Source organism: Pseudomonas sp. A014 (assembly GCF_052378495.1).
Taxonomy (GTDB): Bacteria; Pseudomonadota; Gammaproteobacteria; order Pseudomonadales; family Pseudomonadaceae; genus Aquipseudomonas; species Aquipseudomonas machongensis.
Genome location: NZ_CP199001.1, coordinates 1,147,779 through 1,173,430, shown reverse-complemented (window position 1 = coordinate 1,173,430; position 25,652 = coordinate 1,147,779). Strand labels below are relative to the sequence as shown.

The 25,652-nt window shown below is 63.4% G+C and carries 20 protein-coding genes and 1 pseudogene; 5 read left to right on the top strand and 16 right to left on the bottom strand.

Annotated features, from left to right (window positions below):
- Entirely contained in the window at nt 1-684 is a 684-nt protein-coding gene (locus ACTYOL_RS05620) for an alpha/beta fold hydrolase (RefSeq protein ID WP_253781984.1), read from the bottom strand.
- Between the two features lie 364 nt (nt 685-1,048).
- Nucleotides 1,049-1,216, bottom strand: a pseudogene (locus tag ACTYOL_RS05615) (PTS transporter subunit EIIB); the annotation flags it as partial.
- Nucleotides 1,217-1,376: 160 nt separating this feature from the next.
- Here ACTYOL_RS05615 and ACTYOL_RS05610 point away from each other — a divergent pair.
- Nucleotides 1,377-4,340 carry a dermonecrotic toxin domain-containing protein gene (locus tag ACTYOL_RS05610; protein ID WP_444757645.1) on the top strand — a complete coding sequence of 988 codons (2,964 nt, stop codon included), beginning with the start codon at nt 1,377-1,379 and terminating at the stop codon, nt 4,338-4,340.
- A gap of 91 nt (nt 4,341-4,431) precedes the next feature.
- Here the strand turns inward: ACTYOL_RS05610 and guaA are convergent, their stop codons facing one another.
- The 4 genes from guaA to ACTYOL_RS05590 all read right to left on the bottom strand — a co-directional run bounded on the left by guaA (nt 4,432) and on the right by ACTYOL_RS05590 (nt 9,016).
- A complete protein-coding gene (gene guaA / locus ACTYOL_RS05605) occupies nt 4,432-6,009 on the bottom strand; it encodes a glutamine-hydrolyzing GMP synthase (RefSeq protein ID WP_063543246.1) in 1,578 nt (525 codons plus the stop codon).
- Between the two features lie 78 nt (nt 6,010-6,087).
- On the bottom strand, nt 6,088-7,557 hold the full coding sequence (guaB, locus tag ACTYOL_RS05600) for an IMP dehydrogenase (protein WP_054895167.1): 1,470 nt from the start codon (nt 7,555-7,557) through the stop codon (nt 6,088-6,090).
- A 101-nt stretch (nt 7,558-7,658) separates the two neighbouring features.
- Nucleotides 7,659-8,210: a hypothetical protein gene (locus tag ACTYOL_RS05595; protein ID WP_054895166.1), complete on the bottom strand. Its 552-nt coding sequence runs from the start codon at nt 8,208-8,210 to the stop codon at nt 7,659-7,661.
- A gap of 50 nt (nt 8,211-8,260) precedes the next feature.
- A complete protein-coding gene (locus tag ACTYOL_RS05590) occupies nt 8,261-9,016 on the bottom strand; it encodes a sulfite exporter TauE/SafE family protein (RefSeq protein WP_444757644.1) in 756 nt (251 codons plus the stop codon).
- A gap of 106 nt (nt 9,017-9,122) precedes the next feature.
- Between ACTYOL_RS05590 and xseA the strand changes: the two genes are divergently transcribed.
- The 3 genes from xseA to leuA all read left to right on the top strand — a co-directional run bounded on the left by xseA (nt 9,123) and on the right by leuA (nt 13,393).
- Nucleotides 9,123-10,502, top strand: coding sequence for an exodeoxyribonuclease VII large subunit (gene xseA, locus ACTYOL_RS05585; RefSeq protein ID WP_444757643.1), 1,380 nt, complete (start codon nt 9,123-9,125; stop codon nt 10,500-10,502).
- A gap of 3 nt (nt 10,503-10,505) precedes the next feature.
- Nucleotides 10,506-11,333, top strand: coding sequence for a M23 family metallopeptidase (locus ACTYOL_RS05580; RefSeq protein WP_153772640.1), 828 nt, complete (start codon nt 10,506-10,508; stop codon nt 11,331-11,333).
- Nucleotides 11,334-11,719: 386 nt separating this feature from the next.
- Nucleotides 11,720-13,393 carry a 2-isopropylmalate synthase gene (gene leuA / locus ACTYOL_RS05575; RefSeq protein ID WP_125930649.1) on the top strand — a complete coding sequence of 558 codons (1,674 nt, stop codon included), beginning with the start codon at nt 11,720-11,722 and terminating at the stop codon, nt 13,391-13,393.
- A 146-nt stretch (nt 13,394-13,539) separates the two neighbouring features.
- Here the strand turns inward: leuA and ACTYOL_RS05570 are convergent, their stop codons facing one another.
- Genes ACTYOL_RS05570 through zwf form a run of 3 tightly spaced genes read right to left on the bottom strand, consistent with a single transcriptional unit; the run spans nt 13,540 to nt 16,401 of the window.
- Entirely contained in the window at nt 13,540-14,214 is a 675-nt protein-coding gene (locus ACTYOL_RS05570; RefSeq protein ID WP_054895162.1) for a bifunctional 4-hydroxy-2-oxoglutarate aldolase/2-dehydro-3-deoxy-phosphogluconate aldolase, read from the bottom strand.
- 17 nt (nt 14,215-14,231) lie between these two features.
- Nucleotides 14,232-14,945: a 6-phosphogluconolactonase gene (pgl, locus tag ACTYOL_RS05565; protein WP_197892210.1), complete on the bottom strand. Its 714-nt coding sequence runs from the start codon at nt 14,943-14,945 to the stop codon at nt 14,232-14,234.
- The gene (gene zwf / locus ACTYOL_RS05560) at nt 14,932-16,401 is read right to left on the bottom strand and encodes a glucose-6-phosphate dehydrogenase (RefSeq protein WP_054895160.1); all 1,470 of its coding nucleotides are present in this window, start codon (nt 16,399-16,401) and stop codon (nt 14,932-14,934) included. Before zwf ends, pgl begins: the two co-directional genes overlap by 14 nt.
- A 210-nt stretch (nt 16,402-16,611) precedes the next feature.
- On the opposite strand from zwf, the gene hexR reads away from it, so the two are divergent.
- The gene (gene hexR, locus ACTYOL_RS05555; protein ID WP_200604055.1) at nt 16,612-17,466 is read left to right on the top strand and encodes a DNA-binding transcriptional regulator HexR; all 855 of its coding nucleotides are present in this window, start codon (nt 16,612-16,614) and stop codon (nt 17,464-17,466) included.
- Between the two features lies 1 nt (nt 17,467).
- Here the strand turns inward: hexR and ACTYOL_RS05550 are convergent, their stop codons facing one another.
- From ACTYOL_RS05550 to ACTYOL_RS05520, 7 genes are all read right to left on the bottom strand, one after another.
- Entirely contained in the window at nt 17,468-18,322 is an 855-nt protein-coding gene (locus ACTYOL_RS05550) for a D-hexose-6-phosphate mutarotase (RefSeq protein WP_444757642.1), read from the bottom strand.
- A gap of 117 nt (nt 18,323-18,439) precedes the next feature.
- Nucleotides 18,440-19,783, bottom strand: a complete 1,344-nt coding sequence (locus tag ACTYOL_RS05545; RefSeq protein WP_153772643.1) for a carbohydrate porin — start codon at nt 19,781-19,783, stop codon at nt 18,440-18,442.
- Nucleotides 19,784-19,824: 41 nt separating this feature from the next.
- Complete coding sequence (locus ACTYOL_RS05540; protein ID WP_063543235.1) at nt 19,825-20,979, bottom strand: ABC transporter ATP-binding protein; 1,155 nt, start codon at nt 20,977-20,979, stop codon at nt 19,825-19,827.
- A gap of 3 nt (nt 20,980-20,982) precedes the next feature.
- Complete coding sequence (locus ACTYOL_RS05535; protein ID WP_063543233.1) at nt 20,983-21,828, bottom strand: carbohydrate ABC transporter permease; 846 nt, start codon at nt 21,826-21,828, stop codon at nt 20,983-20,985.
- On the bottom strand, nt 21,818-22,729 hold the full coding sequence (locus ACTYOL_RS05530) for a carbohydrate ABC transporter permease (RefSeq protein ID WP_054895154.1): 912 nt from the start codon (nt 22,727-22,729) through the stop codon (nt 21,818-21,820). The genes ACTYOL_RS05535 and ACTYOL_RS05530 overlap by 11 nt, the downstream gene beginning before the upstream one ends.
- A gap of 138 nt (nt 22,730-22,867) precedes the next feature.
- Nucleotides 22,868-24,154: an ABC transporter substrate-binding protein gene (locus ACTYOL_RS05525; RefSeq protein WP_063543231.1), complete on the bottom strand. Its 1,287-nt coding sequence runs from the start codon at nt 24,152-24,154 to the stop codon at nt 22,868-22,870.
- Nucleotides 24,155-24,261: 107 nt separating this feature from the next.
- Nucleotides 24,262-25,515: a D-mannose isomerase gene (locus ACTYOL_RS05520; protein WP_444757641.1), complete on the bottom strand. Its 1,254-nt coding sequence runs from the start codon at nt 25,513-25,515 to the stop codon at nt 24,262-24,264.
- Nucleotides 25,516-25,652 lie beyond the last annotated feature (137 nt).

Genomic DNA, 25,652 nt, shown 5'->3' with positions numbered 1-25,652 from the left:
TCAGTTGCCTGGAACATGCGCGGCTTGCAGGATCAGCTTGGCCACCGCTTGCGGCTGGGAAATCAGCGAGACGTGGCTGGCATCGAGCTCGACGGTGTGGGCGTTCATGCGCTTGGCCATGAAACGCTGCTGCTCGGTGTTGATGGTACGGTCCTGGGTCGAGACGGCGTACCAGGTGGGCTTGTCTTTCCATGCCGCGACGGTGGTCTTGGCGGTCTTGATGCCAACACCGATGGGCTGCTGGACGGCGTAGTAGGTTTCGGCCTCGGCCTTGGGCAGGTCGCCGGCGAAATCGTTGACGAAGGCATTTTCGCTGAGCATGCCGTAACCGTCGGCGGACCACTGCAGGCCAGCCCCCGCCGGCGCTGCCGGGAAGCGCTTGGTCAGCGCCGGGTAGTCTTCGCCCGCTTCCGGAGCACGGGCGGCGATGTAGACCAGACCTTTGACCTTTTCCGAATCACCGGCCTGGCTGATGACCATGCCGCCGTAGGAGTGACCGACCAGGATCACCGGGCCGTCCTGCTGGGCCAACGCCCGGTTGACAGCTGCGACGTCGTCGTCGAGCGAGGTGGTCGGGTTCTGGACTGCGGTCACGTGCAGGCCTTTGGCTTGCAGCAACGGAATCACCTTGGCCCAGCTGGACGCATCGGCGAACAGGCCGTGAACCAGCACGATGTTCTTCACTTCCTGCGGCGCGCTATCGGCGGCCCAGGTGGAGGTGGCGGCGAAGGCCGCGCCGGTGAGTGACAGGGCAAGGACGAGCGAGCGGAGTTTCATGGCGGTTTCCTCTGGATGCGTACGGGAGTGAGCTCACTGTACGAAGCCAGGGGAAACCGGGGCATGACCCGGTCATTACAAAAGAATGACGGAGCTGGGCACGCCTGTGCCGGCCTCATCGCGGGACCAGCCCGCTCCCACAGAATGGACTGCCCCCAAGAAGTTGGACACCAATCCAACCTTTGGGGGCAGCTCAGAGGCACCATGATCTTGCGCCTGTGGGAGCGGCGGTTCGCCGCTGCGACTGGTCCCGCGATAGGGCCGGAACAGGCTACATAACCCCCACCAGCAGGTGCACGACCCCACCCACCAGCACCATGACCCCGGGGACCCCGGTCGCCTTCAGCGCGCCCTCGTCCAGCCGCGCCGGATCCAGCAACTGCACGCGCACGCGGGTCAATGCGACGCGCTGCTGCGACTGGAGATTTCCTGCCCACCCAATGCCGCCGACACCTCTTCAAGTTCTACCTTTCGGATATAGCGCGGCGGTAGGCCTTGGCCTCCTGTGGCCCATCAGCGCACAAGCTGAAATAGATACCGCGGGGCACCACCTGCGCTCGGCCACGCTTGCAACCCCATTCAGCCACGAGTCGACACCCATGGGTTTGCAACTGTTGATGCCCCACGCCGAGCAGGAACTGCGCGATCTCGCCGAGTCCCTGGTCGCAGCCTGCCCCGACATGCGCCAGATGGCCCGCGATACTGCGGCATCAATCCTGCGCAAGCACGGCCACCCCGATCTGGACCCCGATCACGTGCACCTCAACCGCTTCGAGGCCGCCCAGAGCAGCCCGAGAACCTTCAGCGGCTGGGAGCACCATGATGCGCCATACCAGTCGTTCACCCTGCCGCAATTGGTGATGCACCGTTTCGATGTCCATGACCAGGACAACAGTGACCTGCTCGGCTACCTGAGCGGCTTCTACTGCGACGGTCCGGGACAGGCGGTCTATGACGAGCACAACGAGATCGCGCTGCAGCCACAGGATGTACTGGAGGATTTCTGGGACATCGACTTCAGCACCCTGTTCCAGGAAAAATTGGCGACTTTCTGGCGCGACCATGCAGATGACTACCGTCTACTGGCGAAGGTCAACTTCCTGAGCAAGGTGATTGAAACCTGTGCGGCCGACCCCACCAGCGAACTGGCGGTTCGTGCCCGACGCGTGGCCAAGGCCATCACCGGGCTGGGCGTGCAGACTCCGACACTCATCCAGTTACGCCAATCCAACGTTGCCGAAAGCGGCTATCGCGTCTGTACGTTCGATATCGCAGGCTACATCGCGAGCGACTGGCTGCGCATCGAAATGGAAGATGGCCAGCAACTGCTCTATACCCCAGGTGACGAGGAGGCGCTGCACCTGTTTGCCACCCGCAAGGACTTGTACTGGTGGGTACTGAACAACACCAATCACGCCGACAACCGCACGCGTTTCATGAGCCACTTCCCGCTATCGGCCAATGACCAGTCCGGTGATTCGGTCGGTCTCAACCACATGATCGACCTGCTGTTCTACAACTGGGGTGGGGATGATCATCACTGCCTCAACCAGGTCGATCGCACCATCGCCGGTGATGCGTTCAGCCATCTGCGTGACAGTGCACGGCAACGCATGAACGACGACGCGCACTTTGCCCTGCGCTCCAATGGCGACCTGCGCAAGCAGATGTGGATCGGCTACCTGGCGGCATTCGCCAAGGTGTTCGGGCCCATAGCAGCGATTGACTGGCCGATCGCGTTGGCCGCAGTGGGGGCGGGTATCGCCGACATGGGGCTGAATATCGATCAAGCGGTCAACGGCCATACCACAGGGGAACGTCAGGCTGGGGTCAAAGGGGCAATATTTGCGGCCATCGATACACTCTTCAACGCCACCATGCTGCACAGTGCCGCCGGCAAAATCGAGTCTGTGAGCGAGTTGGCGGGTGAGGCCGAGGCAGCAAGCGGAACGGAGCCGGCAGTACAGCCGGAGCCGTCTGCTGAAACAGAACCGGTTGAAGAACTCGAAACTGCAACGGCCGAGGATGTCCAGGCCTGGGTGCCGGAATCCTTCAGGCCAGCCGAGAAGCGGGTGATGCTCGAGCCCTATGAAACCAACATCATACTGAGCGCCCCTGAAGGCAGCGGTGGTCAACCCGGCATCTATCTTCAACATGGCAATTTCTATGTACTGATCGACGACGAGCCGTATCAGGTCCGCTATGTGAACGAGATGCGCGGCTGGGTCGTGATCGATCCGCAAAACCCCTACTCCTTCTACCGCAACATCCCCATCGCCATGGATGACCAGGGGCTATGGCAGCCATTGGAGCGACCGGGCCTGAAGGGCGGGATGATGCCGCGCAAACTTCTCAAGCTCTGGGGAAGGGTGACATCCCCATCGATGCCCGAACCCCTTCCAACCTCCGCCTACGACATACCAGCCGACATGCGTCCCAGGCTCGAGAGCTCGGCGAACAGCCCCGGTGACGAGCGCGTCCTGAACGGTACGATGTTCAACCCTGACCCGGAAATCGAACGGGCGAACGGTGTATTTCGGGAAACCAGGGATCGCCTGGCCGCCGATGCAAAGGGATACCTCGCCTCGGTGCAGACCCCACCGCGTCCCAAACTGCCCGAACTGGCACGCGAGGCGACGCCCAAGCAAATCATCCGTGGTGTTTTCGAGAACAGCCAAGGCATGGTCATCGGTGAAGCCCACTCACAGGTCGGCAGCAAGAAATTCCTGATCGACAACATGGCGTTGCTGAAGCGGGAAAAGGTGAAGGTGCTTTACCTGGAACACTTCATGACCGACTTCCAGCAGACCGACCTCGACCTGTTCAACCGCAGCGGCGAGATGCCCGCGACGTTGAAAACCTATGTGCGCAGCCTGGACCTGGGTTTTCGCCTGCACGGGTTTGAGCGATATACCTTCGAGAACCTGCTGCTCGAAGCCCAGAGAAATGGCATTCGCCTGCAGTCCATCGATTGCATGGCGAGCTACCGGCAAGCATGGGCTCAAGCACCTTCACCGGTGATCCGCCAGCAGATGATGAACTTCTATGCCCACGAGGTGATCGCCGCGGATCAAGGGCGCGCAGCCAGCAAATGGGTCGCACTGGTCGGCAATTCGCACGCCAATACTTTCGAGCAGGTGCCGGGGATGAGCGAACTCGAGGGCGTGACGGGCATGCGTGTGGAAGACATTGCCCTTGACCAGCCAGGTGGGATCGGCAATGACCCAGGGCTCACCGTGGTGCAGGATGATCTTTCGGTTCGGCGGGTAAAAAGCGACCTGCGCCTGCAGGTACCTGTTCGCCAACCCGAGCCTGCGGGCAGGAACTTCGAGCGGACATTGCGCAACATCGGCAGCTTTACCATCGATAGCCAGGACAACGTGTTGCAACTGATCCATCGCAGCAACAGCGGACAATTGCAATACACGCCGATCCTGGAGGAAGGATCCCGTTTCTACATCGACAAGCCGAACTGGCCCTGGATCAGCGGCCGTCGTCTGCGCGACCTGCAGGAACTGCGTACCGCCCTGACCAACAGAGGGCTGCGCTACGTCTGGATCTGATGCGAGGCCGTTACGGTCAGAGGCCTTAAGTACAGAAGCCCGCTATTACGCGGGCTTCTGTGCATTTAACGCGGGTTGTATTCGCGCGGGATCATTCCCACTCGATCGTCGCCGGCGGCTTGCTCGACACGTCGTAGGTCACCCGCGAGATGCCTTCGATCTCGTTGATGATACGACCGCTCACAGTCTCCAGCAGCTCGTACGGCAGGTGCGCCCAGCGTGCGGTCATGAAGTCCACCGTCTCGACGGCGCGCAGCGCGACGACCCAGGCGTAGCGACGGCCATCGCCGACCACGCCGACCGATTTGACCGGCTGGAACACCACGAACGCCTGGCTGGTCTTGTGGTACCAGTCGGCCTTGCGCAGTTCTTCGATGAAGATGTGGTCGGCGCGACGCAGGAGGTCGGCGTACTCTTTCTTCACTTCACCGAGGATGCGCACGCCCAGGCCTGGGCCCGGGAATGGGTGGCGGTAGACCATGTCGTACGGCAGGCCCAGTTCCAGGCCGATCTTGCGCACTTCGTCCTTGAACAGTTCACGCAGCGGCTCGACCAGCTTGAGGTTCATTTCCTCCGGCAGGCCACCGACGTTGTGGTGCGACTTGATCACGTGGGCCTTGCCGCTCTTGGCGCCAGCCGACTCGATCACGTCCGGGTAGATGGTGCCTTGGGCGAGGAACTGGATGTTCTCGAGCTTGCTGGCTTCGGCATCGAATACGTCGATGAAGGTGCGGCCGATGATCTTGCGCTTCTTCTCCGGATCGGCTTCGCCTTCCAGGTTGCCGAGGAACTGTGCTTCGGCATCGGCACGGATCACCTTGACGCCCATGTTCTCCTTGAACATGGCCATCACCTGGTCGCCTTCGTGCAGACGCAGCAGGCCGTTGTCGACGAATACGCAGGTCAGCTGATCGCCGATGGCGCGGTGCAGCAGCGCGGCAACCACCGAGCTGTCGACGCCGCCAGACAGGCCCAGCAGGACGTTGGCCGAACCGACTTGCTCACGCACCTGGGCGATGGCGTCTTCGACGATGTTCGATGGGGTCCACAGGGCTTCGCAGCCGCAGATGTCCTGGATGAAGCGCGAGAGGATGCGACCGCCCTGCTTGGTGTGGGTCACTTCCGGGTGGAACTGCACGCCGTAGTAGCCGCGGGCATCGTCGAACATACCGGCGATCGGGCAGCTCGGGGTGCTGGCCAGCACGTGGAAGTCGCCCGGCATCTGGGTGACCTTGTCGCCGTGGCTCATCCACACGTCCAGGCCCAGCACGCCGTCAGCGTCGATATGATCTTCAATGCCGTCGAGCAGGCGGCTCTTGCCGACCACGTCGACGCGGGCGTAGCCGAACTCGCGCAGCTCGGAACCTTCGACCTTGCCGCCCAGTTGCTCGGCCATGGTCTGCATGCCGTAGCAGATGCCCAGCAGCGGTACGTTCAGGTCGAACACGGCCTGCGGCGCACGCGGGCTGTTGGCTTCGTGGACCGACTCGGGGCCACCGGCCAGGATGATGCCGCGCGGGTTGAAGGCGCGGATCGCTTCATCGTCCATGTCGAACGGGTGCAGTTCGCAGTAGACACCGATCTCGCGCACGCGGCGGGCGATCAGCTGGGTGTACTGGGAACCGAAATCGAGGATCAGGATTCGGTGAGCGTGAATGTCGAGGGCCATGACTCAATCTCGTCAGTGGAAATCGGAAACGACGCGGGGCTGTTCGTGACAGCCCCGCTCTCGGTTGTTGCTGAAGCCTCAGCCTACGCGGTAGTTAGGGGCTTCCTTGGTGATCTGCACGTCGTGCACGTGGGACTCGGCCATGCCGGCACCGGTGATGCGCACGAACTCCGGCTTGGTGCGCATCTCTTCGATGGTCGCGCTGCCGGTGTAGCCCATGGAGGAGCGCAGCCCGCCCATCAGCTGGTGGATGATCGCGGCCAGGGCACCCTTGTAAGGGACGCGGCCTTCGATACCTTCCGGAACCAGCTTCTCGGCACCGGCCGAGGAGTCCTGGAAGTAGCGGTCCGAAGAACCCTGCGCCTGTGCCATGGCACCCAGCGAACCCATGCCGCGGTAAGCCTTGTACGAACGGCCCTGGAACAGCTCGACTTCACCCGGGGCTTCTTCGGTACCGGCGAACATCGAGCCCATCATCACGCACGAAGCGCCGGCAACGATGGCCTTGGACAGGTCACCGGAGAAACGGATACCGCCGTCGGCGATCAGTGGCACACCCGTGCCTTCCAATGCTGCGGCGACGTTGGCGATGGCGCTGATCTGCGGCACGCCGACACCGGCGACGATACGGGTGGTGCAGATCGAGCCTGGGCCGATGCCGACCTTGACAGCATCGGCGCCGGCCTCGGCCAGGGCCTTGGCGGCGGCACCGGTAGCGATGTTGCCGCCGATCACCTGCACCTGCGGGTAGTTCTCCTTGACCCAGCGAACGCGGTCGATCACGCCTTTGGAGTGGCCGTGGGCGGTGTCGACCACCACCACGTCAACACCAGCGGCAACCAGGGCGGCTACGCGCTCGCCGGTGTCCTTGCCGGTGCCGACTGCAGCGCCGACGCGCAGGCGACCCTGGTCGTCCTTGCTGGCCAGTGGGTAGGCCTTGGCTTTTTCGATGTCCTTGACGGTCATCATGCCCTTGAGCGCGAACTTGTCGTCGACGATCAGGACTTTTTCCAGGCGGTGCTTGTGCAGCAGCTCGCGGACTTCGTTCTTGTCGGCGCCTTCACGGACGGTGACCAGACGCTCCTTGGGAGTCATCACGTCGCGTACCTTGGCTTCCAGACGCGTCTCGAAACGCACGTCGCGGGAAGTGACGATACCGACCAGGTCACCGTTTTCCAGCACCGGAACACCCGAGATGTTGTTCAGGCGGGTCAGGTCGAACAGGTCGCGCACGGTGGCGTCGGCATCGATGGTGATCGGATCCTTGACCACGCCAGCCTCGAACTTCTTGACCTTGCGTACTTCGCCGGCCTGCTGTTCGATGGTCATGTTCTTGTGGATGATGCCGATGCCGCCTTCCTGAGCCATGGCGATGGCCAGGCGCGCTTCGGTCACGGTATCCATGGCGGCGGAGACCAGTGGAATGTTCAGCTCGATGCCACGGGTCAAACGGGTCTTGAGACTGACTTCATTGGGCAGTACCTCGGAGTAACCAGGTACAAGGAGGATATCGTCGAAGGTCAGGGCTTCTTGGCTGATACGCAGCATCGCGGGGGCTCCCGGGCGGGAAAAATGGAAGCGCGCCATTATACTCATCCATGGCGCGCCGCTCAATGCAAAAAAGGGGCCTTCGGTCCAGTTCCTGCCGCTCAGGCCACCTTCACCTGCACCACGGCGACCGGCTGATCCAGCCAGTCGGCGAAACTGTCGAGAAACGCCTGGGTAAACCCGGCCTCGCCCCAGTTGTTGAAGATGAACCCCAGGTTGGAAAAGGCACAGGGTTGCAGATAAAGAAAGCCGTTGATGTCGTCCTCGAAGCCGCACAGGGGGCAGGTGAAGTTGTCACTGACGCCGGGCATCCACTCTTCCAGGCTTTCGAACAGCGGCTCGCCGACCTCACGCCGACACTCAGGGCACCCCGCTTCCTCGCGAAAACCGTCGGTGGGGGTATAGATGCAGCGCTTGAGCATCACCTCCAGGCCGTTGACCGGCTCGCCGAAGGGCAGTTTTTCGGGATGCAGCGCCACCTTGCGCGCGCCTTGGGCCAGGGCGTGGCCCATGCGGTTGCCGGTGCGCCCGCAGGTGCTCAGTTGCTCCTCGACGATCTTCTCGCGCACCAGCCAGCGCAGGATCGCCCGTGCGCGGGCCTCGTGAACCGGAACGGTGGACTGCTTGGGGACGATGATGCTCTGGGTGTTCATGAACGGGGCGGGCCTGAAAACTGCGGTAATCGCGTAATTCTACGCCCTGCTCAGCCGCTCAGGTAGCGACCGATCAGCGCCATCCCGCTGGCCAGCACCAGCCAGGTGACCAGCCGCACGAAGGCTTCGCGGGACAGTTTCAGGCTCAGGCGCCTGCCGACCCAGAGCCCTGCGAACATCACCGGCAGCAGGCAGGCTGCCAGCATCAACAGGCTGGCGTCGGCATAGACCCCGGCGATCAGGAACAGCGACAGGCGCACCAGGGTGCTGCAACTGATCAGCGCGCTCTGGGTAGCGCGTACCTGCTCCTTCACCTCCAGCCGGGCGCTCAAGTAGATCGCATAGAGGAAGCCACCGCTGCCGAACAGTGCCCCGAACAGCCCGCCAATCGTGCCCATCGGCACCGCCCACAGCCCGGACAGCTTCGCCGGCCGCACCTTCACCGCCAGGCTGTAGATAGCATAGGCGGTAACGAACAGGCCCATCAGCAACAACAGCAGGTCGGATTTCAGGTGCAGCAGGAACACCACGCCCAAGGTACAACCCACTGCCATGCACGGCAGCAAACGCAGCAGTTCGCCGCGAACCACATCGCGGCGCGAGGGCAGCAGGTTGCCGAAGGCGGCGACGAAGTCCAGCAGCACCAGCAGGGGGATGATCCGCGACAACGGCATGAAGTGGATCAGTACCGGGCCGGCCACCAAGGCGGTACCGAAGCCGGCGATGCCGAAGACGATGTAGGCGGCGGCGATGGCCAGCAGGATGGGGAGCCATTCCAATGGGGTGGCGGGGAGAAGTTCGAGCATCGTGCCGAGTCCTGAGGTAGTCCTTTGGGGGTGGGCGGGAAATACACTGGAGCTTACAGGATTTGACCTTGATAACCCCCCCACCCTGCCCCTTATCATGCCCGGCATGATCAGAGACCCTTTCGAACGACTCGGCCTGGACCGCGAGGTCCTCACCGTCAGCCAGCTCAACGGCCGCGCCCGTGTGCTGCTCGAAGACGTGTTCCGCAGTGTCTGGGTGGAAGGCGAGATATCCAACCTCGCCCGCCCGGCCTCCGGCCACCTGTACTTCACCCTCAAGGACAGCGGCGCCCAGATCCGCTGCGCATTGTTCCGGCAGAACGCTGTCAGGGTCCGCCAGGCCCTGCGTGACGGCCTGGCGGTCAAGGTGCGCGGCAAGGTCTCGCTGTTCGAGGGGCGCGGTGATTACCAGTTGATCGTCGATACCGTCGAGCCCGCCGGTGACGGCGCCTTGCGCCTGGCTTTCGAAGCCTTGAAGGAAAAGCTCGGTAACGAAGGGCTGTTCAGTGCCGAACGCAAGCAGCCGCTGCCGGCTCACCCGCGACGCATCGGCATCGTCACCTCGCCCACCGGCGCGGTGATCCGCGACATCATCAGTGTATTCCGCCGCCGTGCACCGCAAGTCGAACTCAACCTGATCCCCACGGCAGTGCAGGGGCGCGAAGCCATTGGCCAGATCGTGCGGGCCTTGCAGCGGGCCGACAGCCTCGGCTTCGATGCACTGATCCTGGCCCGTGGCGGCGGCTCGCTGGAAGACCTCTGGTGCTTCAACGAAGAAGCCGTCGCACGTGCCATCGCCGCCTGCGTGACACCCGTCGTCAGTGCGGTGGGCCATGAGACCGACGTGTCGATCAGCGACTTCGTGGCCGACGTGCGCGCACCGACGCCTTCGGCGGCCGCCGAACTGCTCGCGCCTGACAACAGCGGCCTGCAGCAGCGTCTCGACAGCGTGCAACGCCGCCTGCTGCTGCGCATGCAGCACCGCCTGAGCCACGATCGCCTGCGCCTGGAAGGCCTGGCCCGTCGCCTGCGTCACCCCGGTGAACGCCTGCGCCAGCAGGCCCAACGCCTGGATGACCTGGACATGCGCTTGCGCCGCGCCTTCATGCTCGACATGAACCAGCGCCAGCAACGCCTGAGCCGCCTCGACATGCGCCTGGCCGCGCAGCATCCCGGGCGCGCCCTCAAGCTGCTCGGACAGCGCCTGGACAGCCTCGCCGAGCGCTTGCCGCGGGCCATGCGCGAAACGCTCAAGGACCGTCGCCAGCGCTTCCAGGCGCAATTGCAGACGCTGCAAGTGGTCAGCCCGCTGGCCACCCTGGCCCGCGGCTACAGCATCCTGCTCGACGAGCGCGGCCAAGCCATCCGCAGCGCCGCCCAGACCCGCAACGGCCAGCGCCTGACCGCACGCCTGAACGAAGGCGAACTGCAGGTCCGGGTCGAAGACAACCACCAGACTCCGGTCACCCTCTCCCTACTGGACTGACACATGCCCCGCCTGCTTGCCCCCCTGCTCGCACTCTGCGCCCTGCTGCTGGCCGCCACGGCCCAGGCCAGCTACATCACCCGCACCCTCAACAAGCCAGTCCCCGGCGGCGTGGCGGTGGTCGACCTCGGCCCCGCCACCAGCGCACCGAGCGCGCGCTTCGACGGCAAGCCGGTGCTGGTGGTCAAGGAACAGGACACCTGGCTGGCCATCGTCGGTATCCCGCTGACGCAGAAACCCGGCACAGCCACCCTCAGCCAAGGCGCACGCACCCTGTCCTTCAACGTGGGCAGCAAGAAATACCCCGAGCAGCACATCACCCTGAAGAACAAGCGCCAGGTCAATCCCGAGCCGGATGACCTCAAGCGCATCGACCGTGAACTGGCCGAACAGGTCAAGGCCTACCGCAGCTTCAGCCCGGGCGTGCCGAGCAACCTGATCCTCGACAAGCCGGTCAACGGCCCACTGTCGAGCAAGTTCGGCGTGCGCCGCTTCTTCAATGGCGAAGAGCGCAACCCCCACGCCGGGCTGGACTTCGCCGTACCCGCCGGCACCCCGATCAAGACACCGGCCAACGGCAAGGTGATCCTGGTTGGCGACTACTTCTTCAATGGCCGCACGGTGTTCGTCGACCATGGCCAGGGTTTCATCAGCATGTTCTGCCACATGTCCAAGGTCGATGTGCGACCGGAACAGGTGCTGCGCCGCGGCGACGTGGTCGGCAAGGTTGGCTCCACGGGCCGGGCCACCGGGCCGCACATGCACTGGAACGTCAGCCTGAACGATGCACGGGTGGACCCGGCGATCTTCATCGGGGCGTTCCAGCCCTGAGATCGGTGACAAGCCCGCTCACACCGGGGATTTCCTGTGGGAGCGGGCTTGTCCCGCGATGGCCGCGCCGCAGACGCACCACCTTGCGCGGCAGCAAACCTCGGCACAATAAAAAATCAATAAAAACCAAGCTGCAGCCATAAAATCTCACCCAAATGCTTTTTTTAAGCATTCCTCTCAATTTTTCTTGAACACTTGCCATCTCCCACTCCCACTGGTTAGGGTTGAGGGCATGAAAACCTCGATCACCCTCATTCTGCTCCGCCAACACCGCAGCCTTTGCCTGGTCAGTGCACGACTACCTGGGTGAACCGCGTCGCCTCGCCTCTTCATCTCGTTATCGCTTGGCAGGCCCGATCAGGCCGCACATTAAAGGATTGCTCCAAATGACCATGCTCAAAGACCCGTCGAAGAAATACCGCGCCTTCCCGACCATCGACCTGCCAGACCGTACCTGGCCATCGAAGGCCATCACCCAGGCGCCAATCTGGTGCAGCTCCGACCTGCGTGACGGGAACCAGTCGCTGATCGAGCCGATGGACGCGGAGAAGAAGCTGCGTTTCTGGAAAACCCTGGTGCAGGTTGGCGTGAAAGAGATCGAGGCGTCGTTCCCGTCTGCCTCGCAGACTGACTTCGACTTCGTACGCACCCTGATCGAAGATGGCCACATCCCCGACGACACCACCATCCAGGTACTGACCCAGGCCCGTGAAGACCTGATCGCCCGGACCTTCGAGTCCCTGCGCGGCGCGAAGAAAGCCATCGTGCACCTGTACAACGCCACCTGCCCGGCGTTCCGCCGCATCGTCTTCAACCAGGACAAGCAAGGCGTGAAGGACATCGCGGTGAACGCCGCCAAGCTGTTCGTCAAGTACGCCGCCCAGCAGCCCGAAACGCACTGGACCTTCCAGTACTCGCCAGAAACCTTCAGCGCCACCGAGCTTGAGTTCGCCAAGGAAGTGTGTGACGCGGTGATCGAGGTGTGGAACCCGACCCCTGAGCACAAGATCATCCTCAACCTGCCGGCCACCGTGGAAGTCGCCACGCCAAATGTCTACGCCGACCAGATCGAATGGTTCTGCCGCAACGTCAACCGCCGCGACAGCGTGATCATCAGCCTGCACACCCACAACGACCGTGGCACCGGCATCGCCGCCACCGAGCTGGGCCTGATGGCGGGTGCCGACCGCGCCGAAGGCTGCCTGTTCGGCAACGGTGAGCGTACCGGCAACGTCGACCTGGTCACGCTCGCGCTGAACCTCTACACCCAGGGTATCGACCCGCAACTGGACTTCTCCGACATCGACGGCGTGCGCAAGGTCGTCGAAGAGTGCAACCAGCTGCCGGTGCACCCACGCCATCCGTACGTTGGTGACCTGGTGCATACCGCTTTCTCGGGCTCGCACCAGGACGCCATCCGCAAAGGCTTCGCCAAGCAGCAGGACGGCGAGCTGTGGGAAGTTCCGTACCTGCCGATCGACCCGGCCGACATCGGCCGCAGCTACGAGGCGGTCATCCGCGTCAACAGCCAGTCCGGCAAGGGCGGTATCACCTACCTGCTCGAACAGGAATACGGCATCAGCCTGCCGCGCCGCATGCAGATCGAGTTCAGCCAGGTGGTTCAGGGCGAGACCGACCGTCTCGGCCTGGAAATGACTGCCCAGCAGATCTACAGCCTGTTGCACAAAGAGTATCTGCAGGCCAACGCCCCTTACGCCCTGGTCAGCCATCGTCTGCAGGAAGAGAACGGCAGCAGTGCCGTGGAAGTGGAAGTCGCCGGCGAAGGCGAGACCACCCTGCACTGGCGCGGCAAGGGCAACGGTGCCCTCGAAGCCCTGGTAGCTGGCCTGCCGATCGCGGTCGAGATCATGGACTACAACGAGCACGCCATCGGTGCAGGTACCAATGCCAAGGCCGCAGCCTACATCGAACTGCGTGTGGCCGGCGGTCGTCCGGTGCATGGCGTGGGTATCGATGAGAACATCACCACCGCAAGCTTCAAGGCACTGTTCAGTGCGTTGAACCGCTCGCTGAGCCAGCAGGCCGCCAAGGCGGCGTAACCGCACGCGCAGCACACGGAGCCCGCATCGGTCGATGCGGGCTTTTTCATTTCATGGTGGGCCATGATGGAGGCAAAACCTGCACATAAAAAAAGGGGCGCCGACCAAGCGCCCCACAAGCCGTACAGCACACAACGAAATTCGTATCAGTCCAGCAGTGCCATCGCCTCGGCGCTGCAGGCTTCGATCCGCGCCCAGTCACCGTTCTTGATCCAGCTGCTGTCCAGCATCCAGGTCCCGCCCACGCACATTACATTCGGCAACGCCATGTAGTTGCGCGCGTTGGCCGGATTCACACCGCCGGTGGGGCAGAAGCGGATATCGCCGAACGGGCCGCCGTAGGCCTTGATCGCTGCCACGCCGCCAACGATCTCGGCGGGGAACAGCTTGAAGCGACGATAGCCAAGTGCGTAGCCCGCCATGATTTCCGACGGCGTGCTGATTCCCGGCAGCAGCGGAATATCACTCTGCACACCGGCTTCGAGCACCTCGCGGGTAATTCCCGGAGTCACCACGAATTGCGCACCCGCCGCTTCCACGGCCGCGAACATCGCAGGATCGAGCACGGTACCGGCACCGATGCACAGCTCTGGACGCTGCTCACGCAGCACCTGGATGGCCTTGAGGCCGTGCTGCGAACGCAGGGTCACCTCCAGGGTACGGATACCACCGGCTGCCAGGGCGTCGGCCAGCGGCAGAATGTCTTCCTCGCGGGCGATGGTGATCACCGGCAGGATGCGCGCCTTGCCGCAGATCTCATCGATCCGGGCGGCTTTCTCGGCCATCGAGAGCAAAGGTTGTGGGCGTTCAAGCGTGGTCATGACAGTGGATCCTTGGCTCATGGGCACCAGTAGATGTCCAGGGGGTCGTGAAGAAAGGCGCGAATGGGCATTTGCTTGAGGTCGTCGCCAGCCAGAGCGGCGCGCAGGGTAGCGAGTTTGCCTGGCCCCTGCACGGACAGTGCGACGAAAGCAGCGCTCGACAGCAGCGCACGGGTCATCGACAAGCGCTGGTGTGGCACGCTCGGTGCCAGCAATGGCAGGCAGCGGCGCTTGCTGTCCGGATCGAGGCCCTCGGCCAGGTTCGGGCTGTCCGGGAACAGCGATGCGGTATGGCCATCGTCGCCCATGCCGAGCACCAGCACGTCGATCGGCGGCAGGTCGGCAAGCACCTGGTCGGCCTGTTGGGCCGCTGCGTCGAGGTTGTCGGCGCGCTGGTACAGGCCCATGAACCGCGCCTTGGCCGCCTCACCCTTGAGCAAGTGCCGGGCCAGCAGCCCGGCATTGCTGTCGGCATGCTCGACCGGCACCCAGCGCTCGTCGGCCAGCGACACGGTCACCTTCGACCAGTCGAGTTTTTCCAGGGCCAGTTGCTCGAGAAACGGTACCGGGCTACGCCCGCCAGACAGCACCACGCAGGCCTGGCCCTTGCTGGCGATGGCGGCGCGCAGGCGCTCGGCCACGTCACTGGCCAGCGTCGCGGCCAGGCGCTTGGCGTCTGTCAGCGCGTGAACCTTCACGGTCGCTGGCAGTTGCAGTTCAGATATCGCCATACCAGGCTCTCCCATCGCGTGTGATCAGTGCAATCGAGCTCATCGGGCCCCAGGACCCGGCCGCATACGGCTTGGGCGCGTCACCGGCGTTCTTCCAGCCCGCGATCAACTGGTCGCACCAGGTCCAGGCGTACTCGATCTCGTCCTTGCGCACGAACAGGTTCTGGTTGCCACGCATCACTTCGAGCAGCAAACGCTCGTAGGCATCCGGAATCCGCGCGCTGCGCCAGGTGTCGGAAAAATTCAGTTGCAGCGGGCCGCTGCGCAGTTGCATGCCCTTGTCCAGCCCCTGCTCCTTGGTCATCACCCGCAGCGAGATACCTTCGTCGGGTTGCAGACGGATGATCAGCTTGTTGCCAATCTGCAAACGCTGCTCCGGCGCGAAGATGTAGTGCGGCGTCTCCTTGAAGTGGATGACGATCTGCGACAGCTTCTGCGGCATGCGCTTGCCGGTACGCAGATAGAACGGCACGCCCGACCAACGCCAGTTGCGAATGTCGGCGCGCAGGGCGACGAAGGTTTCGGTGTCGCTCTGGGCGTTGGCGTTCTCTTCTTCCAGGTAGCCCGGCACCGGCGTGCCGTCGCTGTAGCCGGCGATGTACTGGCCGCGCACGACACGGGTGCTCAGCCCCTCGCCGGTGATCGGTGCCAGCGCCTTGAGCACCTTGACCTTCTCGTCGCGGATGCTGTCGGCCGACAGATCGCTGGGCGGGTCCATGGCGATCAGGCACAGCAGCTGAAGCAAGTGGTTCTGGATCATGTCGCGCAGTTGGCCGGCCTTGTCGAAGTAGCCCCAGCGGCCTTCGATACCGACTTTCTCGGCAACGGTGATCTCCACGTGGGAGATGGAGTTCTGGTTCCACTGGGTTTCGAACAGGCTGTTGGCAAAGCGCAAGGCGATGAGGTTCTGTACCGTTTCCTTGCCCAGGTAGTGGTCGATGCGATAGACCCGGCTTTCGGGGAAGAAGCGCGCCACGGCGTCATTGACCCGACGCGACGACTCCAGGTCGTGCCCGATGGGTTTTTCCAGCACGACGCGAGTGCGCGATGCCAGGCCGGCCTTGTCGAGGTTTTCGCAGATGGCCCCGTAGACCGCCGCCGCAGTCGCGAAATAGGCGATCAGTGGCTGCCCTTCACCGGCCTGCTCGGCCAGGGCCTGGTAGCCTTCGGGCTGGACGAAGTCCAGGTGCAGGTAGTTCAGGCGGTCGAGAAACCGTTGCAGGGCCTGGGGTTCGATATCGGCCGCCGGCACGAAGCGGCGCAGCTGGGCTTCGATGTTCGCCAGGTGCTGCTCGGGAGTACCGGCTTCGCGGGCCAGGGCCAGCAGCCGGGTATCCGAATGCAGCAGGCCGGCGCGGTCCAGTTCGTAGAGGGCAGGAAACAGCTTGCGCAACGCCAGGTCGCCAAGGGCGCCAAAGAGGGCGAATGTGCAAGGTTCTACACTGATAGCAACCATGATGTTGGTTCTTTTATTAAAGTTGGCCTAGAAATACCGTTTTCGATGACAATTTTCAAGCGCGATGTAGTAAAAATAACAACATCTCGTACAGCGATTACAGACAAGTGGTATGACAATCCCACCATCAGTACGATAGACAACCGTGCAAAAAGCCGACTGTTCCCTCAGCCGGCCGTCTTTCCGACCCAAGGACATCCCATGGACCGTGTGCGAAACCTCCTGGAACAGATCCAGGGACGCCTCGACGAGCTGAACAAGGCCGAACGCAAAGTCGCCGAAGTCATCCTCCTCAACCCGCAGCAAGCCACCCGTTTCAGCATTGCCGCCCTGGCCCAGGCGGCCAAGGTCAGCGAACCGACCGTCAACCGCTTCTGCCGCTCGTTCGGCGTCAGCGGCTACCCCGAACTCAAGCTGCAACTGGCACAGAGCCTGGCCAGTGGCGCCGCCTACGTGAGCCGCGCAGTGGAAGCCGACGACGATCCGGCGGCCTACACCCAGAAGATCTTCGCCAGCGCCATCGCCTCGCTCGACAGCGCCTGCCAGCAGATCGACCCGCAGCAGGTCAGCCGCGCCGTGGACATGATGATCCAGGCCCGGCAGATCCACTTCTTCGGCCTGGGCGCCTCGGCCCCGGTGGCCATGGACGCCCAGCACAAGTTCTTCCGCTTCAACCTGGCGGTGTCGGCGCATCCCGACGTGCTGATGCAGCGCATGCTGGCGTCGGTCGCACACACCGGTGATCTGTTCGTGATCATTTCCTACACCGGGCGCACCCGCGAACTGGTGGAAGTGGCCAAGCAGGCCAGGGAAAACGGCGCCTCGGTGCTGGGTATCACGGCCGCCGGCTCGCCACTGGCCAAGGCTTGCAGCATGAGCCTGCACCTGCCGTTGCCGGAGGACACCGACATCTACATGCCGATGACCTCGCGCATCATCCAGTTGACGGTGCTCGATGTACTGGCGACCGGCATGACCCTGCGCCGCGGCTCGGATTTCCAGCCACACCTGCGCAAGATCAAGGAAAGCCTCAACGCCAGCCGCTACCCTGCCGAAGACAGCTGACTCAGCTGAGCCGATGCGCCTGCAGCCGCAATTGCGCGCGCTGCCCAGGCGCCAGGCTCAGGCCCTCGCCGCTGCCACTGGCAGCCTCGACGCAGACGAAGCCCTGGCTCTCGCGCCCGCTCACTCCCATCAATGGGCGATTACCCGGGTGCCAGACCACCGTGTCGTCGCTGTCGCTGGTGTCGATGCACAGGTCACGCCCCCAGGCCGAGTCATGCAACTGCACTTGCGGTGTACCGGGGTAGACCTTCTGGCACCCCCCGTTGAGCGTGAGCACGCCGTCTTCACGGCAGGCCTGGCGGTTGAGGCGGTCGTAGCCGTCGATATCCTCAAGGCCTGACAAGGCAATCTGCGACACGTCGCTGATGCGCCAGAACGCCAACAATGCGTGGCTCAGCTGGCAGGGTTCGCTGTCCTGGTGCTCGGTGCACAGGCGCAGTTCCATGCTCGAGCCCAGCCGGGCGTGCAAGTCGACCTGCCAGTCGCACAGGTCCAGGCGCCACTTGAGCGTGACGCCCTCCTCGTCCTCGCGGCTGTCGAGCAGCTTCCAGTCCAGCAAACGCCCCCAGCCGTGGGCCGGCCACAGGTCCTCGCTGGGATGACGGCCATACCAGGGCCAGCACACCGGCACGCCGCCACGGATCGCACCGACTTGTGGCCATTGCTCGGCGCACCACAACCAGGGTTTCTCGCCGTTCGGCTGAAAGTGCAGCAACTGTGCGCCCTGGCGGCTGAACACCGCCTGGCAGCGCGGGTGATCGATGATCAGGACATCGCGCTGCTGGTAACGCTCCCACTCGAAAACCGGCCGGGGCCGCTGCGAAGTGAAAAAGCGATGGAGCGGATGTTCAGACATGTTCAGAAAGCTCTTGTTGTTTGAGATAGCGCTGTCTTTACCCAAGCCCGAGATCCACTGAAAAACAGTGGATCTCGGGGTGTGGGGATGGATGGCGTAAATTTACAACAATTTTTCTCAGAATGACGACTGAATCTTCAAGCCTGCGACCAACGCGTTGTCGACATCGTCAACACCGCCAGGGCTCTTGATGTACTGCAGGTTCGGCCGCACGGTCAGCCAGTTGGTGACGTGGAAGCCGTAGTACAGCTCGGCGTTGTACTCGGTGCGCTGCAGCGGTACGAAGCCAGGGTTGTCGTAGTCATTGATACCGCTCTGGGCGTTGAGCAGTTCGGCGCGCTTCTTCACGTCGTCATTGACGTGAATGCGGGCGATGCCGAAGCCGATATCATCCTTGGGCCGTGCATCGAAGGCGCCCTTGTAGACCATCCCCACCTGCTGGTAGTTGTCGACCACGTTGGTCGCCTTGTCGTGCACGGTGAAGTTGGCGAACAGGCTCAGGCCGCGGTTGGCATCGCCGTTGTGCGCGGTGACCTGCTGCTGGGCCACGACCCACCAGCCATGTTTGCTCGAGTGCGACTTGAAGGCTTGGCCAGTCAACGCCTGCGGGTTGCCGTTGATGTCGTCGTAGACGTCGTCGGCCTTGGCGGTGCTGTAGTAATAGCCCAGGCGGTATTCGCCCGGCAGGCCGTTGACCTTCGGCGACCAGACCATCTCCACCGGCAGGATCGCGCCCTTGGTCCCGCTGCCACTGAGCTTGAAGCCGTTGCCGGTCTCGAGGTTGGACGGGTTCTGCTCGTAGGCACCGACCTGGACGAAGAACTCCGGCGTGATGTTGTACTTCACCCGCAGTGCCCACTGGCTGACCGGCCAGTTGTACCAGATGCCACCCACCCAGTTACCCACCTGCGAACCGCAGAACGCCAGGTTCTGGAAGTCGCAAGGGAAGCTGTTGAAGTCCTCGCCTTCCCCGAAGCGGCCGACCTTCACGTCCAGCGCGCCGTCGAAGTACTTCTGCTTGACCCACATCTGCGTCAGGCGCCAGGTCTGGCCACGGCCCCAGACTTCCTGCACCGAGCTGAACTGCCCGGCGCGCGGATCGCTGATGCGGTCGTTGGACAGGTTGCGACCGCTACGCTCGGTGATCGCCAGCTTGAACTCCGCATCGTGCCAGCCGAGGATCTTCTGCAGGTCCAGGTGCGCGCCGAGGGCGAACTGGTCGCTGTAGCGCGCGGTTTTGTCGTTGTTGTAGCCACCGTGCAGGTTACCGGCCACTTCACCGACATAGTCGACGGTGAAGTCATAGCCTTTTTCCAACAGCTCGGTGCGAGCCCCACCCCAGTCGCCAGTCATCCATTTCGACTCGCTGGAGAAAGCCTCGGCAGCATGCGCGCCATTGCTGCCAACGAGGGCGAGCAGGGTCAGCGAGCCTAGTGCCTTGATACGCTTGCGATGGTCCATCCCTTGTTTCCTCTTTTCTTGTTATCGATGGTTTGCTTGCTTCAACGTCCCTTGATACGTGTCACGTTGTCCTTGGCTGGAGCGTCCGCTGCCGGCAGGTCCAGGCGTTCGCCGCTGCTCGCGTCGAACAGCAGGACCCGCGCCGGATCGAACTGCAGGTTGAGGCTGTCGCCGACATTGCAGGCGACGTCCGGCGCCAACCGGCAGCAGACCTTGGTCTGGTTGAGGGTGACGAACACCAGCAGGTCCGGCCCGGTAGGTTCCAGGACCTGCACTTCTGCACGCACCGCCGGCAAGCCGTTGCCTTCGGCGCTACCAAGTGCGATCTGTTCAGGGCGCACGCCGAGGATCACTTCGCGGCCGTCCAGCGCTTCGCTGGCAGCGCCCAGGGGCAGTTCGCAGCGGGCCTGGCCGCTGTCGAGCAGGGCGAACAGGCGCCCGTCCTGCTTGCTGATGCGCACCGGGATGAAGTTCATCGGTGGCGAACCGATGAAGCTGGCGACGAACAGGTTCGCCGGATCGTTGTAGATCTGCTGGGGCGTACCGAACTGCTGGATGATGCCGTCCTTCATCACCGCAACCTTGTCACCCAGGGTCATGGCCTCGATCTGGTCGTGGGTCACGTACACCGTGGTGGTTTTCAGACGCTGGTGCATCAGTTTCATTTCGGTGCGCATCTCGACCCGCAGCTTGGCGTCGAGGTTCGACAACGGCTCGTCGAACAGGTAGATCTTCGGCCTGCGCGCCAGCGCCCGGCCCATGGCCACGCGCTGTTGCTGGCCACCGGAGAGCTGGCCAGGCTTGCGATTGAGCAGGTGCTCGATCTGCAGCAGCTTGGCCACCCGCGCGACCTCTTCGTCGATCGCCGACTGCGGCATCTTGCGGATCTTCAGGCCGAACTCGATGTTCTCGCGCACGCTCATGGTCGGGTACAGCGCGTAGGACTGGAACACCATGGCGATGTCACGATCCTTCGGGCTCATGCCGGAGACGTCCTGGTCATCGATCAGGATCGCCCCCCCTGTGATGTTCTCGAGGCCAGCGATGCAGTTCATCAAGGTGGACTTGCCGCAGCCGGAAGGGCCGACCAGGATCAGGAACTCGCCATCCTTGATGGCCAGCTGGATATCCTTGAGGGTGTCCGGCAAGCCGGTGCCGTAGGTCTTGTTTACATTGCGAAGTTCGAGCGTTGCCATGACTTACCCCTTGACTGCGCCGGCGGTCAGCCCACGCACGAAATACTTGCCTGCGACCACATAGACCAGCAGGGTTGGCAGTGCGGCGATCATTGCCGCGGCCATGTCGACGTTGTATTCCTTGGCACCGGTGCTGGTGTTGACCAGGTTGTTCAGGGCCACGGTGATCGGTTGCGAATCGCCGCTGGAGAACACCACGCCGAACAGGAAGTCGTTCCAGATCTGGGTGAACTGCCAGATCAGGCAGACCATGATGATCGGCGTCGACATCGGCAGGATGATGCGGCGGAAGATGGTGAAGAACCCGGCACCATCCAGGCGTGCAGCCTTGACCAGTGCCTCGGGAATGCTCACGTAGTAGTTGCGGAAGAACAGCGTGGTGAAGGCCAGGCCATAGACCACGTGCACCAGCACCAGCCCCGAGGTGGTGCTGGCAAGTCCCAGCTTGCCGAGGGTGAACGAGGCCGGCAGCAGCACGGTCTGGAATGGCAGGAAGCAGCCGAACAGCAGCAGACCGAAGAACAGTTGCGAGCCACGGAAGCGCCACATCGACAGCACGTAGCCGTTCAGCGCGCCGATGGCCGTGGAGATCAGCACCGCCGGCACGGTGATCAGGATCGAGTTCCAGAAGTAGCCGCTGACCGTGGCCCAGGCCTTGACCCAGCCAATCGTGGTGAACAGCTCGGGCCAGCTCAACAGGTTGCCGGTGCTGATGTCTTCCGGGGTCTTGAAGCTGGTCAGCAGCATCACTACCAGCGGCACCAGGTAGAGCAGCACCGCCAGCAGCAGCACCGCGTGGATGGCGATGCGGCCCAGGCTGAGGGCCGGTTTGTCGAGGTTAGTGGTCATTGCGTTTGGTCCTCAGCTCGGAATACAGGTAAGGCACGAGGATCGCGAGGATCGCACCGAGCATCAGGATCGCGCTGGCAGAACCCATGCCCATCTGCCCGCGGCTGAAGGTGAACGAATACATGAACATCGCTGGCAGGTCCGAGGAATAGCCAGGGCCACCGGCGGTCATCGCGGCCACCAGGTCGAAGCTCTTGATGGCGATGTGCGAGAGGATCATCAGCGAGCTGAAGAACACCGGGCGCAGGCTTGGCAGCACCACGGTCCAGTAGATGCGCGGCATGCTCGCGCCGTCGATTTGCGCAGCACGGATGATCGACTGGTCGACACCGCGCAGCCCGGCAAGGAACATCGCCATGATGAAGCCCGAGGCCTGCCATACCGCGGCGATCACCAGGCAGTAGACGACCCGGTCCGGATCGATCAGCCAGTCGAGGCGAAAACCCTCCCAGCCCCAGTCGCGCAGCAGCTTGTCCAGGCCCATGCCGGGGTTGAGCAGCCACTTCCAGGCGGTACCGGTCACGATCATCGACAGTGCCATGGGGTACAGGTAGATGGTGCGGATTACCCCTTCGCGGCGGATGCGCTGGTCGAGGAACACCGCCAGCAGCACGCCGATCACCAGGGTGATGCCGATGAACATCCCGCCGAACACCAGCAGGTTCTTGCTCGCTACCCACCAGCGGTCGTTGTCGAACAGCCGCGCGTACTGGGCCAGGCCCGCCCATTTGTAGGTGGGCAGGAAGGTCGAGGTGGTGAACGACAGGACGAAGGTCCAGAGGATGTAGCCGTAGAAGCCCACCAGCACGATGAACATGCTCGGCGCCAGCACCAGTTTCGGTAGCCAGCGCTGGAGCGCGTCCAGGGGTGAGGCCCGCAGTTGGGCGGTGGTCGTAGTCATGATTTCAGATACCGGAACGAGGGCGGTGCTGCGCACCGCATCGCGGGACAAGCCCGCTCCCACAAAGACCTGGCCCACCCACAGGTTCAGCGCATGGCGCCAAACCTGTGGGAGCGGGCTTGTCCCGCGATTGGGCCGTTATTGGGCAGCCTTGACCGCTGCGTTGAGCTTCTTCGCCGCATCGGCCGGATCGGCCTTCGGATCGTTGATGTAGTTGGTCACCACATCGAAGAACGCCCCCTGCACGGCGAGCGTGGTCGCCATGTTGTGCGCCATGCTCGGTTGCAGGCCACCCGACTTGGCGTCTGCCAGGAAGTCCTTGGCAGCGGTCTGGGCGCAACTGTCGAAGCCATACTTGCTCATGTCGGCCAGCATGTCGTTGCGCACCGGGATCGAGCCCTTGTTGATGCTGAAGGTCTTCTGGAAGTCTTCACCCAGTACACGCTTGGCGATGTCCTGCTGACCTGCGGTGGTGCCTTCGTTCTTCTGCTTGAACACCGCCAGCGAGTCGATGTTGTACAGGAAGCCCTTTTCGGTGCCGGGGAAGGGTACGCATTGGTAGTCCTTGCCCGCGGTCTTCTTGGCCAGGGTCCACTCGCTCTTGGCCCAGTCGCCCATGATCTGCATGCCGGCCTTGCCGTTGATGACCTTCGCAGCCTCGAGGTTCCAGTCCTGGCCCTTGCCGTCAGGGTCCATGTAGGTGGCGACCTTCTTGAGCTCGGTCAGCGCCTTGACCATCTCCGGGCCGGTCAGGGCTTTTTCGTCGAGGTCGACCAGGGCCTTCTTGTAGCCCTCCACCCCCATCACTGCGAGCACCACGTTCTCGAACACGGTGCTGTCCTGCCATGGCTGGCCACCGTGGGCCAGGGGAATGAAGCCTGCGGCCTTGAGCTTGTCGGCTGCGGCGTAGAATTCGTCGAGGGTGGTCGGCGCCTTGTCGATGCCGGCCTTCTTGAACACCTCGGGGTTGATCCACAGCCAGTTGATGCGGTGGATGTTCACCGGCACGGCGACGTAGTCACCTTCGTACTTGACGGTGTCGGCGACTTTCTTGTCGAGCAGGCTGTCCCACTTCTCCTGCTTGGCGACGTCCTTGAGCACATCGCTGTCGAGCAGGCCGGTGGCGGCCCAGTCCTGGATATCGGGGCCCTTGATCTGGGCGACGCCTGGCGGGTTGCCGGCGACGGCGCGGCTCTTGAGCACGGTCATCGCGGTGGAACCACCGCCACCGGCCACAGCGCCGTCCTTCCAGGTGAAGCCGTCTTTCTCGACCTGGGCCTTGAGGACGTCGACAGCAGCTTTCTCGCCGCCGGAGGTCCACCAGTGCACCACCTCGACGCTGCCTTTGGATTCGGCGGCGAAGGCGCTGAGGGGCATGAGCGAGGCGAGGGAAATAGCGGCGGCGAGACGCAGAGTGGAATTCATCGGTATACCTTTCTTGTTGTTATGCGGTGCAAGTCGTTCGCTTGCGTTGCATGGAGTCTAATGAGCGCGCAGACCAGGGCAGGTAACGAAGCGATGCGCGAATGTCATCACTTGGTTACATTGCCCAGGGCCAGCGCAGTGGCCAGGCTGGGTGCCAACGGCAGGCGCGGCAGGAGCACCGCCTGGTAGGCGTGGTAAAGATCGGGCTTGCCGCCCCAGATGCTTGCGCCAGGGCGGTTCTGCGGGTCCAGCTCATGGTGCCAGCTGCCGTGGACGCGATCGATGAAATGGCTGTCGATGAAGTCCCAGAAACGCCGGTACCACTGCTCGTATTCACCTTCCCTGGTACGACGCAACAACGCTGCAGCCGTCGCACAGGCTTCGGCGTGGGTCCAGTGCAAGCGCGCCCGCACTACTGGCCGGTTCTGCCAATCGAGGGTGTAGACGATGCCCGGCGCACCATCGGCGTGCCAGGCGTGACGACAGGCATTGGCGAACAGCCCGCGTGCGTCGCTCAGCAACCACTGCGGGACAGGCAGGCCGGCACGCTGGCGCGCGGCCTCCAGGTGCAGGACCAAGCGCGCCCACTCGAAGGCATGGCCGGGCGTGGTGCCGTAGGGGCGAAAGCCGTCGGTGGGATTGTCGTGGTTGTAGTCGGGCAGCGCCTGCCAGTGCACGTCGAAATGCTCGATGACACCGAAGCCGTTAGCCGCGGCATGGGCATGGATGATCCGCTCGACGATGCGCAGGGCGCGGTCGAGCCAGTGCGTGTGGCCGGTGACATCGGCCAGGGCGAGGAAGGCCTCGGTGGCGTGCATGTTGCTGTTGGCGCCACGGTAGGCTTCCGGCTGCGTCCAGTCATGGGCGAAGGACTCGCGCAGGGCGCCCTCTTCCTCGCTCCAGAAGCGCGTCTCGATGACCGCGACGGCCGCCCCGAGCAACTGCTCGGCGCCAGGTGCGCCGGCGACCACCGCGGAACTGGCAGCCAAGGCGACGAAGGCATGCAGGTAGGCGGTCTTGCCGGTATCGCCCTCGCCATCGGCGCGGGCGAACCAGCCATCATCCCGCGCATCGCGCAGCGGCCCTGCGAGCAGTGCCGCGACACCGTGCTCCACCAGCGGCAGGGAGCCAGGGATGCCCTGCACATGCGCCATGGCAAAGCAGTGGGTCATGCGCGCAGTGTGCAGGGTTTCGGCGATTGCGCCGTCGGGCAGTCGGCCCTGGGCATCGAGGCTGCCAAAACCGCCAGGCAGGCCCGAGGCCTTGGCGAAGGTCACCAGGCGCTGGCCCTCGGCGACCAGCCAGGCGTTGTGAACCGGGGAGTCGAGCCAACTGCAGAAAGGGAAATCGACGCTGTCCATCACCTGCTCAATCCTTGCCAGGGACAGGCCGGGTGCCTGTCGTCAGCGAATTCTAGCCAGCCGTCCCGGCGGGCATGTCACGAAGGCCTGTGTGAATGTCACCGTCCCGTGACAATTTCAGTGGCCTCATCGCGGGA

Excerpts from the sequence above, each read along its gene's own strand:
- ACTYOL_RS05610 (WP_444757645.1), top strand. The coding sequence starts at position 1,377 with ATGGGTTTGCAACTGTTGATGCCCCACGCCGAGCAGGAACTGCGCGAT.
- guaA (WP_063543246.1), bottom strand. The coding sequence starts at position 6,009 with ATGGCCCTCGACATTCACGCTCACCGAATCCTGATCCTCGATTTCGGT.
- guaB (WP_054895167.1), bottom strand. The coding sequence starts at position 7,557 with ATGCTGCGTATCAGCCAAGAAGCCCTGACCTTCGACGATATCCTCCTT.
- ACTYOL_RS05595 (WP_054895166.1), bottom strand. The coding sequence starts at position 8,210 with ATGAACACCCAGAGCATCATCGTCCCCAAGCAGTCCACCGTTCCGGTT.
- ACTYOL_RS05590 (WP_444757644.1), bottom strand. The coding sequence starts at position 9,016 with ATGCTCGAACTTCTCCCCGCCACCCCATTGGAATGGCTCCCCATCCTG.
- xseA (WP_444757643.1), top strand. The coding sequence starts at position 9,123 with ATGATCAGAGACCCTTTCGAACGACTCGGCCTGGACCGCGAGGTCCTC.
- ACTYOL_RS05580 (WP_153772640.1), top strand. The coding sequence starts at position 10,506 with ATGCCCCGCCTGCTTGCCCCCCTGCTCGCACTCTGCGCCCTGCTGCTG.
- leuA (WP_125930649.1), top strand. The coding sequence starts at position 11,720 with ATGACCATGCTCAAAGACCCGTCGAAGAAATACCGCGCCTTCCCGACC.
- ACTYOL_RS05570 (WP_054895162.1), bottom strand. The coding sequence starts at position 14,214 with ATGACCACGCTTGAACGCCCACAACCTTTGCTCTCGATGGCCGAGAAA.
- pgl (WP_197892210.1), bottom strand. The coding sequence starts at position 14,945 with ATGGCGATATCTGAACTGCAACTGCCAGCGACCGTGAAGGTTCACGCG.
- zwf (WP_054895160.1), bottom strand. The coding sequence starts at position 16,401 with ATGGTTGCTATCAGTGTAGAACCTTGCACATTCGCCCTCTTTGGCGCC.
- ACTYOL_RS05550 (WP_444757642.1), bottom strand. The coding sequence starts at position 18,322 with ATGTCTGAACATCCGCTCCATCGCTTTTTCACTTCGCAGCGGCCCCGG.
- ACTYOL_RS05545 (WP_153772643.1), bottom strand. The coding sequence starts at position 19,783 with ATGGACCATCGCAAGCGTATCAAGGCACTAGGCTCGCTGACCCTGCTC.
- ACTYOL_RS05540 (WP_063543235.1), bottom strand. The coding sequence starts at position 20,979 with ATGGCAACGCTCGAACTTCGCAATGTAAACAAGACCTACGGCACCGGC.
- ACTYOL_RS05535 (WP_063543233.1), bottom strand. The coding sequence starts at position 21,828 with ATGACCACTAACCTCGACAAACCGGCCCTCAGCCTGGGCCGCATCGCC.
- ACTYOL_RS05530 (WP_054895154.1), bottom strand. The coding sequence starts at position 22,729 with ATGACTACGACCACCGCCCAACTGCGGGCCTCACCCCTGGACGCGCTC.
- ACTYOL_RS05525 (WP_063543231.1), bottom strand. The coding sequence starts at position 24,154 with ATGAATTCCACTCTGCGTCTCGCCGCCGCTATTTCCCTCGCCTCGCTC.
- ACTYOL_RS05520 (WP_444757641.1), bottom strand. The coding sequence starts at position 25,515 with ATGGACAGCGTCGATTTCCCTTTCTGCAGTTGGCTCGACTCCCCGGTT.